General features: G+C 63.3%; 14 protein-coding genes. 8 read left to right on the top strand and 6 right to left on the bottom strand.

Annotation, left to right across the window (positions count from 1 at the left end; genetic code table 11):
• Nucleotides 1-36: 36 nt before the first annotated feature.
• Together gudD and M5C56_RS01640 are read right to left on the bottom strand one after the other, a co-directional pair.
• On the bottom strand, nt 37-1,389 hold the full coding sequence (gene gudD / locus M5C56_RS01635; protein WP_103497864.1) for a glucarate dehydratase: 1,353 nt from the start codon (nt 1,387-1,389) through the stop codon (nt 37-39).
• A gap of 28 nt (nt 1,390-1,417) precedes the next feature.
• Entirely contained in the window at nt 1,418-2,773 is a 1,356-nt protein-coding gene (locus tag M5C56_RS01640) for an MFS transporter (RefSeq protein WP_103497863.1), read from the bottom strand.
• A 352-nt stretch (nt 2,774-3,125) separates the two neighbouring features.
• On the opposite strand from M5C56_RS01640, the gene M5C56_RS01645 reads away from it, so the two are divergent.
• Nucleotides 3,126-3,842: a FadR/GntR family transcriptional regulator gene (locus M5C56_RS01645; protein WP_103497862.1), complete on the top strand. Its 717-nt coding sequence runs from the start codon at nt 3,126-3,128 to the stop codon at nt 3,840-3,842.
• 137 nt (nt 3,843-3,979) lie between these two features.
• Here M5C56_RS01645 and M5C56_RS01650 read toward each other — a convergent pair whose 3' ends face one another.
• Nucleotides 3,980-4,432, bottom strand: a complete 453-nt coding sequence (locus M5C56_RS01650; RefSeq protein ID WP_103497860.1) for a helix-turn-helix domain-containing protein — start codon at nt 4,430-4,432, stop codon at nt 3,980-3,982.
• A gap of 98 nt (nt 4,433-4,530) precedes the next feature.
• Between M5C56_RS01650 and M5C56_RS01655 the strand changes: the two genes are divergently transcribed.
• On the top strand, nt 4,531-5,745 hold the full coding sequence (locus M5C56_RS01655; RefSeq protein ID WP_103497859.1) for an MFS transporter: 1,215 nt from the start codon (nt 4,531-4,533) through the stop codon (nt 5,743-5,745).
• Nucleotides 5,746-5,884: 139 nt separating this feature from the next.
• Here M5C56_RS01655 and M5C56_RS01660 read toward each other — a convergent pair whose 3' ends face one another.
• Nucleotides 5,885-6,424: a cytochrome b gene (locus M5C56_RS01660; protein WP_103497857.1), complete on the bottom strand. Its 540-nt coding sequence runs from the start codon at nt 6,422-6,424 to the stop codon at nt 5,885-5,887.
• Nucleotides 6,421-7,500: a catalase family peroxidase gene (locus M5C56_RS01665; RefSeq protein WP_103497855.1), complete on the bottom strand. Its 1,080-nt coding sequence runs from the start codon at nt 7,498-7,500 to the stop codon at nt 6,421-6,423. Before M5C56_RS01665 ends, M5C56_RS01660 begins: the two co-directional genes overlap by 4 nt.
• Before the next feature lie 185 nt (nt 7,501-7,685).
• Here M5C56_RS01665 and M5C56_RS01670 point away from each other — a divergent pair, with 185 nt between their 5' ends.
• Together M5C56_RS01670 and M5C56_RS01675 are read left to right on the top strand one after the other, a co-directional pair.
• Nucleotides 7,686-8,192, top strand: a complete 507-nt coding sequence (locus M5C56_RS01670; RefSeq protein ID WP_103497854.1) for a sigma-70 family RNA polymerase sigma factor — start codon at nt 7,686-7,688, stop codon at nt 8,190-8,192.
• Nucleotides 8,189-8,938 (top strand): anti-sigma factor, encoded by a 750-nt coding sequence (locus M5C56_RS01675; RefSeq protein WP_103497852.1) that lies wholly within the window; start codon nt 8,189-8,191, stop codon nt 8,936-8,938. The genes M5C56_RS01670 and M5C56_RS01675 overlap by 4 nt, the downstream gene beginning before the upstream one ends.
• 13 nt (nt 8,939-8,951) lie before the next feature.
• Here M5C56_RS01675 and M5C56_RS01680 read toward each other — a convergent pair whose 3' ends face one another.
• A complete protein-coding gene (locus M5C56_RS01680) occupies nt 8,952-9,788 on the bottom strand; it encodes an IclR family transcriptional regulator (protein WP_103497850.1) in 837 nt (278 codons plus the stop codon).
• 245 nt (nt 9,789-10,033) lie between these two features.
• On the opposite strand from M5C56_RS01680, the gene M5C56_RS01685 reads away from it, so the two are divergent.
• The 4 genes from M5C56_RS01685 to M5C56_RS01700 are packed head-to-tail and all read left to right on the top strand — an operon-like array spanning nt 10,034 to nt 13,027.
• Nucleotides 10,034-11,062 carry an ABC transporter ATP-binding protein gene (locus M5C56_RS01685; protein WP_103497848.1) on the top strand — a complete coding sequence of 343 codons (1,029 nt, stop codon included), beginning with the start codon at nt 10,034-10,036 and terminating at the stop codon, nt 11,060-11,062.
• Entirely contained in the window at nt 11,059-11,934 is an 876-nt protein-coding gene (locus tag M5C56_RS01690) for an ABC transporter permease (RefSeq protein WP_103497847.1), read from the top strand. Before M5C56_RS01685 ends, M5C56_RS01690 begins: the two co-directional genes overlap by 4 nt.
• Nucleotides 11,935-12,729 carry an ABC transporter permease gene (locus tag M5C56_RS01695; protein WP_103497845.1) on the top strand — a complete coding sequence of 265 codons (795 nt, stop codon included), beginning with the start codon at nt 11,935-11,937 and terminating at the stop codon, nt 12,727-12,729. It begins immediately after the preceding gene.
• Between the two features lie 7 nt (nt 12,730-12,736).
• On the top strand, nt 12,737-13,027 hold the full coding sequence (locus tag M5C56_RS01700; protein ID WP_103497842.1) for a (2Fe-2S)-binding protein: 291 nt from the start codon (nt 12,737-12,739) through the stop codon (nt 13,025-13,027).
• Nucleotides 13,028-13,046 lie beyond the last annotated feature (19 nt).

Here is a 13,046-nt window from a genome sequence, read left to right on the forward strand (position 1 = left end):
ATCGTCGCCGTGACCCTGTTCAGCCCCGAATAGGCCTCAGCGCACCAGGCACGGGCGCTTGTTGTTGAACGACCAGCCGGGAATCAGGAACTGCATCGCCACGGCGTCATCGCGGGCACCGAGGCCCATGTTCTTGTAGCACTCATGGGCACGGCCGACCGCGTCCATATCCAGTTCGATGCCCAACCCCGGCTTTTGCGGAACCTGGATAAAACCGTCGACGATCTGCAGCGGATCCCGGGTCAGGCCCTGGCCGTCCTGCCAGATCCAGTGGGTGTCGATGGCAGTGATCTCACCCGGCGCGGCAGCGGCGACATGGGTGAACATCGCCAGGGAAATATCGAAGTGGTTGTTGGAGTGCGAACCCCAGGTCAGCCCCCATTCATGGCACATCTGCGCGACCCGAACCGAGCCCTGCATGGTCCAGAAATGCGGATCGGCCAGGGGAATATCGACGGCATGCAACTGAATCGCATGGCCCATTTCCCGCCAGTCGGTGGCGATCATATTGGTCGCCGTCGGCAGGCCCGTGGCCCGGCGGAACTCGGCCATGACTTCACGACCCGAATAGCCGTTCTCGGCACCGCAAGGGTCCTCGGCATAGGCCAGCACATGATGCTGATCACGGCACAGGGCGATGGCTTCCTTCAGCGACCAGGCACCATTGGGGTCGAGGGTGATCCGCGCCAGGGGGAAGCGCTCGGCCAGCGCCGTGACCGCTTCGATTTCCGCCGCGCCACTGAGCACGCCGCCCTTGAGTTTGAAGTCATTGAAGCCGTAGCGCGCCTGGGCGGCTTCAGCCAGCTTGACGATGGCTTCGGGGGTCATCGCCTCTTCATGACGCAGGCGGAACCAGGCGTCATCCGCCTCGGCTTCGTGACGGTAGGCCAGGTCGGTCTTGCCGCGATCACCGATATAGAACAGGTAACCCAACACCTTCACCGCATCACGCTGTTGCCCCTCGCCCAGCAAGGCTGCCACGGGTACGCCGAGGAACTGACCGAGCAGGTCGAGCAGCGCGGCTTCCAGTGCCGTCACCGCATGGATGGTAATCCGCAGGTCGAAAGTCTGCTGGCCACGACCGCCGGCATCGCGTTCGGCGAACGTGCGGCGCACCTCGTTGAGCAGCTTCTGGTAGTTGCCGATGGACTGCCCCAGCAACAGCGAGCGGGCGTCCTCCAGGGTCGCGCGGATACGTTCGCCTCCCGGCACTTCACCGACGCCGGTGCGGCCGCTGCTGTCGGTGATGATCACGATATTGCGGGTAAAAAACGGGCCGTGGGCACCGCTCAGGTTCAGCAACATGCTGTCGTGGCCGGCCACCGGGATGACCTGCAAGCCAGTGATGACGGGGGCCTGGCCGGCCGCGTGGAGAGTATTTGTCGTCATGATTCGTACCTGTGTTCAACCGCAGTCTTCAATGGGATTTGTTCAGGGCCGGGCTGACCGATCCCGGTAATGTCTGGGTCGGCTTGGGCTGGGTCCGGGCAAAGAACACCAGGATCGCGGCGATCACCGAGGCCGCCGCCAGGCCGTACAAGCCGCCCTGGATCGAGCCGGTGCGCTCCTCCAGCAGGCCGAAGGTGGCCGGCGCGACAAAGCCGCCGAGGTTGCCTGTGGAGTTGATCAGGGCAATCACCGCCGCGGCGATGCGCGCATCCAGGTAGGCCTGGGGAATCGGCCAGAACAGCGACGAGGCGGACTTGAAGCCGATGGCCGCGAAGCACACCGCGACAAAGGCGAAGATCGGCCCGCCGGTGGTGGACATGAACATCCCCAGCGCCGCGATCAGCAGGGCCGAGGCGACCCAGGCCTGCTGGTGTTTCCACTTGCCCGAGGCAGCCGCGAAGGCATACATGGCGATGATCGAGATCAGCCAGGGAATCGAGTTGAAGAAGCCCACCTGCAGGTCGCTCATCTGGCCCATCTTCTTGATGATGCTCGGCAGCCAGAAAGTGGCGGCATAGATGGTCAGCTGGATACAGAAATACAACACGCAGAACAGCAGGATCTGGCGGTCCTTGAGCAGGCTCCAGATCGACGGTTTGACCGGCATCGAGGCGTCGCGCTGCTGCTGTTCATCCTCGATGACCTGCACCAACCGTTGCTGTTCGGCGACGCTCAACCACTTGGCGTCCTTGGGAGAGGAATCGAGCCAGAACCAGGTGAAACCGCAGAGCACCACCGACGCCAGCCCTTCGATGACGAACATCCACTGCCAGCCGTGCCAGCCGAAGCCTTCGATCTGCAACAAGGCCCCCGACAGCGGACCGGAAATCAGCGAGGCCACGGCCGAGCCGCTGAGGAAGATGGCGATCGCCTTACCGCGCTCGACCCCTGGCAACCAGCGGGTGAAGTAGTAGATCACCCCGGGAAAGAAGCCGGCCTCGGCCACCCCGAGCAGGAAACGCAGGATGTAGAAGTGGGTTTCGTTCTGGACAAAGGCCATGGCCGTGGCGACCAATCCCCAGGTGAACATGATGCGGGTCAGCCAGAGCCGTGCGCCGACCTTCTGCAAGAGGATATTGGACGGCACTTCGAACAGCGCATAACCGATAAAGAACAATCCGGCACCAAAACCGTAGGCGGCGGCGCCGATCCCCAGGTCGTGTTCCAGGTGCGTGCGCACGAAACCGATGTTCACCCGGTCGATGTAGTTGACGATAAACATGATGACGAACAGCGGCAGCACATGGCGCTTGACCTTCGCCACGGCGACGGCCAGCAGGGAATCGCGTTCCGCTGCTGCGGACGGATCTAGGGTGTTGTTCACGACAGGTCTCCCACGGGTTATTTTTGTGTGCGGGGGTGCTGGATCAGACGAGCCAGTCGACAGTCATCATACGAGTAGAAAAATAGCTCAACAAGTGCTCCTGCGGGGTTTCCTGGGACAAATGACCGATGCTGAACGTAAAATCATTCAAAAAAAATATCTATCTAATTGATTTATAAGTATTTTTTATAAAATCAAAATACCCAAAAAAATCATCCGGGGATGTTTGGCCAAAGCCATCATTCGAAGTCAGACGCTCCTGATTTCAAGTTGTCATACATGCTGGCGCCCCCCCCTACGCCTCTTGTCATACGAGTGTTAAGCTTTGCCCTCGCTCCTGTGTGACACGCCCATGAACACTGAAACCGCCCCTTCTGCGCCGCGGCGCAAACGCAGCCCCAACCTGGCCCATGACCTGGTCGATCATCTGACCCAGCAGATTCGCCTGGGACATTTGAAAGCGGGCGACAAACTGCCGTCGGAAAGTGCCATCGTGTCTGAGCACAAGGTCAGCCGTACGGTGGTGCGCGAAGCAATTTCCAAATTGCAGGCCGCCGGCTGGGTGGAAACCCATCATGGTGTCGGCAGTTTCGTGCTGGAGCGCCAGGAGCCCCACGGCTTGCGCCTGAATGTGGAAACCGCGTTGAGCGTGCGCGATCTGCTGGAACTGCGCCTGGGTCTGGAAACCCAGGCGGCGGCGCTGGCGGCGCGGCGGCGCAGCGATGAGCACCTCAAGCAGATGCGTGCGGCGCTGGACGAGTATCGGAGCCTGCTGGCCAACAACGATAGCTGTGTGGCGGCCGACCAGCGTTTTCACCTGCTGATCGCCGAAGCCACCGGCAACGCCTATTTTTCCGAGATTTTGCTGCACCTGGGCAGCTCGATGATTCCGCGCACCCGGGTGCCGGGGGCGGAGCGCGGCGATGCCGACCTGGCGCAACTGGGCCAGCTCGCCAGCCTGGAGCACGAGGCGATCCTCAACGCCATCCGCCGCCAGGACCCGGATGCGGCGCGGGCAGCGATGTGGACGCACTTGAGCAACAGCCGCGAGCGGTTTTCCCGCGAATAACCGCCATACGCTGATCTTTATGAGCCGGCTTGCAGGCGATCAGCCGATAGGCTGAGGTTCTGGCGGCGCCCCGCAGATCGCTATCGCCAGCAAGCCGGCTCCTACAAAAGCGGCGTCGACTTCAAGGTCAGCGGTGGTCACACCTCATCCGCCGGAATCCGCCGACAATCCTCCGGCCCCAGCAAGCGGCCATCCTCGGCACGCAACTCCAGCGGTCGCAACGCCGCACCCTGCTGCTGATCCACCATCACTGAATGGCGCTCTCCCGGCTCGTAGAGATACGCCTCGCCCCACTGGCGCAAACCGATGATCAGGTGAAACAGGGCCTTACCCTTCGTCGTCAACACGTACTCCTGATACGCACTGCCATCGGACGCCGGGACGATCTCCAGCACGCCATGGGCCACCAGGCTTTTTAGTCGCGTCGCGAGAATATTCTTGGCCATGCCCAGATTGCGCTGGAACTCGCCAAAACGACGGATGCCGTCAAATGCATCACGGATGATCAACAATGACCAACCATCACCGATGGCGTCCAGTGACCGGGCCACCGGACATTCGCCCCCCTCCAGACTCGAACGCTTGACCATGGCCTGAAGCTCCGCCGATAAATGTGGTTGCAATATAAAACCAGTCACTCTAGGGTACAACTGGTTTCAAAAAGCAACCACAAATCCCGGAGCCGATCATGGAATCTGAAGCACCGCTCACCTCCCATGCCCTGGACACTGCCACACACCTGCCCGGCGCGGTGGTGCTGCTGTTCGCCTTTGCCTGCGGGCTGTCGGTGGGCAATGTCTACTACGCCCAGCCGCTGCTGGACGCCATGGCCGAGACCTTTGCCATGGACCCTGCCAGCGTCGGCATCGTGATCAGCCTGACCCAGATCGGCTATGGACTGGGCCTGCTGTTGCTGGTCCCCCTCGGCGACCTGTTCAACCGCCGACGTCTGATCGTCGGGCAGATGCTGCTTTCGGTGGTGGCGCTGCTGGTCACTGCCCTGGCCCCCAGCAGTGCCTGGCTGCTGATCGGGTTGGCCGGCGTCGGCTTGCTGGCCGTGGTGACCCAGGTGCTGGTGGCCTACGCCACCCATCTGGCAGCACCGGGTGAGCGCGGCCAGGTGGTCGGGGCGGTCACCAGTGGCATCGTGGTCGGCCTGCTGCTGGCCCGCAGTGTGGCCGGCGGCATGGCCGACCTGGCCGGCTGGCGCTCGGTCTATGGGTTGTCCGGTGCCCTGACGCTGTTAATGGCGGGCCTGCTGTGGCGGGCCCTGCCGCGGGTCGAGCCGCCCCGGCCACGGCGGGCGTATGGAGCGCTGATCGTTTCGGTCTTCACGCTGTTCAAGGAGGAAAAGGTCCTGCGGGATCGAGCCGTGCTGGCGATGTTGATCTTTGCCGCCGCGACGGTGTTGTGGACGCCATTGGTGTTGCCCCTGAGCGCCCCGCCGCTGTCGCTGTCCCATACCGAGATCGGTCTGTTCGGCCTGGCCGGTGCCGCCAGCGCCCTGGGCGCCGCCCGGGCCGGACAACTGGCGGATCGCGGCTGGGCGCAGTGGACCAGCGGCGGCGCCTTGTTGCTGATGCTGTTGTCCTGGCTGCCGATTGCCTTTACCCAATCGTCGCTGTGGGCCTTGCTGCTGGGAGTGATTGCCCTGGACCTGGGCTTGCAGGCGGTGCATGTCACCAGCCAGACGCTGATCTATAGCGTCAGGCCGCAGGCGCAAAGCCGGCTGGCGGCGGGTTATATGGTGTTTTATTCAGTGGGTAGCGCGGCGGGGTCGATCGGGGCGACGGCGATGTATGCCTGGGCAGGTTGGTTGGGGGTTTGTCTGTTGGGGGCGGGCCTCAATACGCTGGCGTTGGGGTATTGGGGGTGGTCGCTGAGGGTGGTGAAAAACCATTGAATCAGTGGTGCCGGGACGGACGCCTTCGCGGGCAAGCCCTGCTCCTACAGGATCGAGTCGTACCGAAATCTTGCGTACACCCGGAACTTGTAGGAGCAGGGCTTGCCCGCGAAGAGGCCCTCCCGAACAACCAATGACTTCAATCCTTACCGCGCACCATGCTTTCCAACACCCCATCCCGACGAATCCAGCCATGGAACAGCGCCGCGGCCAGGTGCACCAACACCGTCAGGAACAACAGATATGCCAGGTACCCATGGGCCTTGCGCAAAAAGGCAAAAGTCGTCGGATTGGCCGACATGATCGCCGGCAATTGCAGCGAACTGCTCAGCATCACCGGATCCCCCGCCGCCGAAATCATTGCCCAACCCAGCAGCGGCAATACCAGCATCAACGCATACAGCAACACATGGGACAGCTTCGCCGCCAGCGCCTGCCAGCCCGGCAAGTCTTTCGGCAACGGCGGTTGGCGGGTACTGAAACGCACCAGCAGGCGCACCACCACCAGCAGCAGAATCGCAATCCCCAGCGGCTTGTGCAGGTGCAGCAACCATTCATGCCGCTCGGACACCGAGGCCACCATGCCAGCACCGATAAACAGCATCGCCAGGATCATCAGTGCCATCAACCAATGCAGCAGGCGCGCCAGGGGCGCGAAGTGATTCGAAGGGGCGCTCATGGGCGGGACTCCTGTGACGAATGGGCGGCAGGCAGGGAGCCGACTTCACTGGTGCGACGCAGATAGGAACTGGCATAGGCCGCCGAACGCGCCGCCAACAGGGGATCGGCCGAAGCCTCGATACCGCTCGGCAGGATCAGCGGGTCGTAGTTGATATCGCGGCAATCGCCGTCGTCCTGGGGCTGGGTGCTTTCCAGCACCAGGGTGCCGGCGTTGAGCACCTTGTGTTCGCCGGTCCATTGCCGACTGGCATCGTCCGTCGGATCGCCGGGATTGGCCAGGGTCAGGCGCAATTGCCATTTCAGCGGGCCTGCCGCCAGGCGCTGGGCCAGGTCCTTGGCGAGAAAGTCGGCACCGTCCGGCGCCGTCGCCCCCGCGGCATCCTGGCTCAACGGCAGCAGTCCCCAGCGCACGGCCTGGCGCCGGCCGGCCGCGTCGACCAGATAGAAGGCATTCAAACCGTTATAGCTTTCGGTGGCATAGCTGGCCGACGGCTTGGCGGTCTTGACCCATTGCAGGAATGGCGCGGTTTCCGGGTGGCTGGCGAAGAACGCCGCCATGGCCGCCGGGTTCGGCTTGCCGGTGCTCGGATCGGGCGAGGCCGCCTTGAGTTGCTGGAAAAATGCCTCGGGGGTGCCCACCGGAAACACCGGCATGCTGTTCATCCCGGTGCGCCATTGCTGGCCGTTGGCCTGGGTGAAGCGCAAACCGAGGCTGCGAATCGGTACGCTGCTGTCCGGCGCGTAAGGGTTACCGCTGGGCAAGGCGAAGCGTCCTTCCACCGGCACGCTGCCTTCGCGGAAGACCTGGGCGGTGGAATAGGCACGGGCGGCATCGCTGCTTTCAAAATACCCGGCCACACACACGCCCTTGGCATGATTACGCCTGAAGCCGGCATGCAGGCCGTTGTTTTTCTCGAAGGTATTGACGATCCGTCCGGGGGTCAGGCGCGCCGGATCGAGCCGACCGTTGACATAGGCAAAGGCCCCGACCAGGACGGCGAGCACGGCGGCGATGCCCGCCAGGCGCAAGACCTTGCTCGAACCGCTGAGGGGCGGTGGTGTGTGATCTACCATGAAAAAACTCCAGGGCCTCAGGCGGCCACAGGGTGAAGGAGCTATAAGACGAAGGCCGTCCCGGTTTATTCCAGGCGCCCCGATTTATTTTTCGAATATTTATTTTCCGGCCGTTGGAATAACCTTCGAGGCCAGGCGTCTTGCTAGTCCAAGCGTAGTGACTGGTTAAAAACCCGCAGGATTCCATGAACGATCTCGATGAGCAGTTACGTGAATTGATCCCGCGAATGCGGCGTTTCGCCGTGTCGTTGACGCGCAATCCCAGCAGCGCCGACGACCTGGTCCAGGCCAGCCTGGAGCGCGCCCTGTCCAGTTGGGGCGACAAGCGTGCCGAGGGCGACCTGCGGGCCTGGCTGTTCTCGATCCTGTATCGCCAATTCATCGACGCCCACCGTCGCGGCAAGCGTTATGCGCGGATGCTCGAGTTCTTTACCGACCGCGACGATGCCCAGCCCTCGGTGGAACGCACGGTGGTGGCCCAGTCGACCCTGGAAGCCTTCGAGCTGCTGCCCACCGAGCAACGGGCCTTGTTGCTCTGGGTCTCGGTGGAAGGTTTGAGTTATAAGGAGGTCGCCGAGATTCTCGACGTCCCCACCGGCACCGTGATGTCGCGTCTGTCCCGCGCCCGCCAGGCCCTGCGTCAGCTCAGCGAAGGCGAAATCACCAGCCCCTCCCTGCGGATATTGAAATGATCACTATTCCTCCAAGCGAACGCGACCTGCACGCCTACGTCGATCATCAGCTCAGCGATGCCGACCGGCAGTTGCTGGAGACGTACCTGGCGAGCCACCCGGAACTGGCCGAACAGGTCCGCGACTGGCAGCGTGATGCCCAGCACTTGCGCGCGGCCCTGGGCGGTGCCTTGCAGATGCCGGCGAACCCGGCGCTGGATCCGAGCGTGATTCGCCGACGCCTGCGTGGTCAGTCCCGCCGGCACCTGGCCAGTGCCGCGGTGCTGCTGATTGCCGTGAGCATCGGTGGTGTCAGCGGCTGGCAGGCGCGGCAGATGACTTTCCCGCAGCCTGCGCCAATGGCCGATGCGGTGCAGGCCTATCGCATGTTCGCCACCCAGGACATTTTGCCGGCGGACTTCAAGGTCGAGCAGAGCGGCGACCTGCAAGGCTGGCTCGACCGCTATTTCACCCAGGCCAACCGCTTGCCGAACTTGCAGAACGCCGGGTTCAAGCCGGTCAGTGCACGTTTGCTGAGCACCGAGCAGGGCGCGGCGGCGATGGTGCTGTATGAGAACCCGCAAGGGCAACGGATCAGCTACTACGTACGACCGCCGGGACCGCAGAATCATCTGCTGGAGCGCGGTGGGCGGCGGGATGGTGAACTGCGGGCCGAGTACTGGTCCGGCAGCGGCTACAACTACGCGATGGTGACCCCGGCGGACAGCCCGGCGGCGCAGCTGTTGCAGCAGACCACGCGGTTCTAGGTAAGGCAAACCACTACTGCGCGGCAGCAAATATCTGCGACGGCCGCCGCAACAACGGATCAAACGGATTGATCCGCGGCCCGATCGTCGCCGCCTCGCGCTTGAGCAACTCCACCACCGTCGGCAGGCGATCCGGTCCCAGGCGGTCGCTGATGGTGGCCACGCTCAACGCCGCCACCGCCCGTCCCTCGCGATCCAGGATCGGTACCGCCACCCCGGCCATGCCCTGCAGCACCCCGGTATTGCGACCGGCATACCCGAGCTTGCGCACATTCTCCACTTCCGAACGCAGCAGCACTTCGTCATACAGATGGAAATCCCGCAGACGCGGCAGGTTGTAGCGGATCACCGTTTCCCGCTCCTCCTCCGGCAGGAAGGCGAGAATCGCCAAACTGCCCTGCCCCACCCCCAGGGCCACGCGCCCACCGATATCGCCGGTAAAGGTGCGGATCGGAAACGGTCCTTCGCTACGGTCCAGGCAGATCGCATCAAAGCCGCTGCGGGCCAGGAGAAACAACGAATCCCCCAGCGATGCCGACAAACGCAATAACGCCGGCCGCACCAGTTCACGCAGATTGCCGGTCTGCCCGGCCCGGGCCGCCAGGGCAAAAAAATCCAGGCTCAGGCGATAACGTTTGCTGCGCCCGTCCTGCTCGACCATGCCCTCGTCCACCAGGCTGCGCAGCAACCGATGCGTGGTCGGCTGGGACAAACCGACCCGCTCGGCCAACTGGGTCACCCGTTCGCCGCCCTCCGGTGTCTCCCCCAGGCTGCGCAACACGGCAAACAGCCGAGACACCGCGCTGACACCCACTTCGTTTTTCTTGTCATTCCGCTCAGTGGAATCCATTGGCACTTTTCTCGACTGAAAATTTATTCAATGAATGAAAGTGAAAATAATCATTCTTTCAGTGAAATTCACTCTTTCGCACATCCTAGGCTTCGTCCTACTCTGCGTCCACAAGGGGCGATTCGAACAACACCGGTAGCCGACACACGTCGAGCACCACGCACCCCGGCAATACCCTTTCGTCTCTGCCCATGACAAAAAAGTGCGCCCCGGCGTACACAACAACACACAGGTGGAACGCAGTTATGGCCTTTCTACGACTTGAAGGCGTGTGCAAGCGTTATGGCGAGATCGAAGCCGTAGTCGCCACGCATCTCTCGGTGGACAAGGGCGAGTTCGTCTCGCTGCTCGGTCCCTCCGGTTGCGGCAAGACCACGACCCTGCAAATGATCGCCGGCTTCGTCGAAGTCAGCGCCGGCGCGATTCTTCTCGACAACCGCGATATCACCCACGCCAAGCCCAGCAGTCGCGGCCTCGGTGTGGTATTCCAGAGCTACGCGCTGTTTCCCCATATGAGTGTCGAGGACAACGTCGCCTTCGGCCTGCGCATGCGCAAGGTACCGGCCGCCGAAGTGCGCAAGCGGGTGGCGACGGTGTTGCAGCTGGTGCGCCTGCACCAGCACGCCGAGCGTTATCCGCGCGAACTGTCCGGCGGCCAGCGCCAGCGGGTCGCCCTGGCCCGGGCCCTGGTGATCGAACCGCCGGTGCTGTTGCTCGACGAACCGCTGTCCAACCTCGACGCCAATCTGCGCGAAGAGATGCAGTTCGAGATTCGCCGCATCCAGCGCGAAGTCGGTATCACCACCCTGATGGTCACCCACGACCAGGCCGAAGCTCTGTCCATCAGCGACCGCGTGGTGGTAATGCAGGCCGGGCGCATCACCCAGATCGACGAACCCTACAAACTCTACGAACACCCGCGCACGCGCTTTATTTCCGGCTTCGTCGGCAAGGCCAACCTGCTACCGGGAGACCGCGATGCCAGTGGTTGCCCGCAAGTGCGGCAACTGCCGGGCGAAGGCGAATTGACCCTGAGCCTGCGCCCGGAAAAGATCGACCTGCTGGCCGCGGGTAGCGGACGTCTGCCCGGCAAAATCCTCAGCCGGTTCTTTCTCGGCAGCCAGTGGCTGTACCGGATCGACACCGCCATCGGCGAGATCACGGTGGTGCGCCGCAATGACGGTTCGGCACCGCTGAACGAAGGCACGGCGGTGGGCCTGGATTGGCCGGCCGAGCTGCTGCGGGTGCTGGAGCACGGCGAGGTGCCGGCATGAACCTGCTCGTGCGGATGCGCCAGGGGCGCCGTGGCTACCTGTTGTCGGCGCCGGCCCTGCTGCTCTACCTCGGCCTGCTGATCCTGCCGCTGGGCCTGACCGCCGTGCTGTCGTTCAACGTCTTCGATTACCAGACCGGGGTCAAAAACCACGCCTACACCCTGGAACACTACGGCCTGCTGTTCAGCGATCCGTACTTCTATGAAATCTTCCTGCGGACCTTCTGGATCAGCGGCCTGACCACCCTGCTCTGCGTGCTGATCGGGGTGCCCGAAGCCTACATCCTCAGCCGCATGGGCACGCCCTGGCGCTCGATCTTCCTGATCCTGATCCTCACCCCGTTGCTGATTTCGGTGGTGGTCCGGGCTTTCGGCTGGAGCCTGCTGCTGGGTGCCGACGGCCTGGTCAACCAGAGCCTGCAAGCCTTCGGCCTGGCGCCGATGAAACTGCTCTACACGCCGTTCGCGGTGGTAATCGCCCTGGTCCACGTGATGTTGCCGTTCATGATCATTCCGGTCTGGACCTCGCTGCAAAAGCTCGATCCGGCCGCCGAACAGGCCGCGCTGTCCCTCGGTGCCAGCCACACCACGGTGATGCGCCTGGTGGTGTTGCCGCAGGTGATGCCCGGGGTGCTGTCCGGAACGCTGATCGTGTTCGGCCTGTCCGCCAGTTCCTTCGCGATTCCCGGCCTGCTCGGCGGACGCCGGCTGAAGATGGTCGCGACCCTGGTCTACGACCAGTACCTCTCGGAACTCAACTGGCCGATGGGCGCGGCGATTGCCGTGGTGCTGTTGCTGCTCAACCTGCTGATCATGCTGTCGTGGAACCGGATGATCGAGCGTCGCTACAAAAAATCCCTGGGGGCCGCGTAAATGTCCAGAAACGGCCCGTTGGCCCTGCTGTTCCATAGCCTGATCGTGGTGTTCATGATGGCGCCGCTGGTGGTGGTGTGCCTGGTGGCCTTCACCCCGGAAAACACCCTGAGCCTGCCGACCACGCACTTCTCGCTGCGCTGGTTCCGCGCGGTGTTCGAACGCGCGGACTTTGTCCAGGCGTTCTACAACAGCCTGATCCTGGCCTTCAGCGCCGCCAGCCTGGCGACCCTGATCGCGGTCCCGGCGGCCCTGGCGATGACCCGTCATCAGTTTCCCGGGCGGGACTTTCTCAATGGCCTGTTTCTCTCGCCGATCATCATCCCGCACCTGGTGCTCGGGGTCGCCTTGTTGCGCCTGTTCGCCCTGATGGGGGTCAACGGCAGCTTCGCCTGGTTGATCGCCGCCCATGTGCTGGTGATCACGCCTTATGTGCTGCGCCTGGTACTGGCCGCCGCCATCGGCATGGACCGCAGCGCCGAGCAGGCCGCCGAATCCCTGGGGGCCGGGCGCTTCACGCTGTTCCGCCAGATCACCCTGCCGATGATCCTCCCCGGCGTGGCCGGTGGTTGGCTGCTGGCCTTTATCAACAGCTTCGACGAAGTGACGCTGTCGGTCTTCGTCACCTCCCCCTCGACCCAGACCCTGCCGGTGCGCATGTACGTGTACGCCACCGAATCCATCGATCCGATGATGGCGGCGGTCTCGGCCCTGGTGATCGCGCTGACCGCGCTGACGATGATTCTGCTCGACCGGGTCTATGGCCTGGACCGGGTACTGGTAGGCAAACAATGAGGCCGACATGGCGCTGCTGACACGACTGGCCGAAGGCGATCGCCCGGCCCTGGACTTTACCCTCGACGGCGAACCGGCCAGCGGATTGCAGGGCGATACCCTGCTGACCGCGCTGCTGACCGCCGGTGAATATCTGCGCCACAGCGACTTCAGTGGCGAACCCCGTGCCGGGTTCTGCCTGATGGGCGCTTGCCAGGATTGCTGGGTCAGGCTGGCCGACGGGCGCCGGGTGCGCGCCTGTTCGACGATGCTCGAAGCCGGGCAGCAGGTGAGTCGGGAAGGGAGAAAGCCAGCATGACCCGCACGTCGGTAAAAGG

This window comes from Pseudomonas sp. MWU13-2862 (assembly GCF_023242495.1).
GTDB classification, from domain to species: Bacteria; Pseudomonadota; Gammaproteobacteria; order Pseudomonadales; family Pseudomonadaceae; genus Aquipseudomonas; species Aquipseudomonas gingeri_D.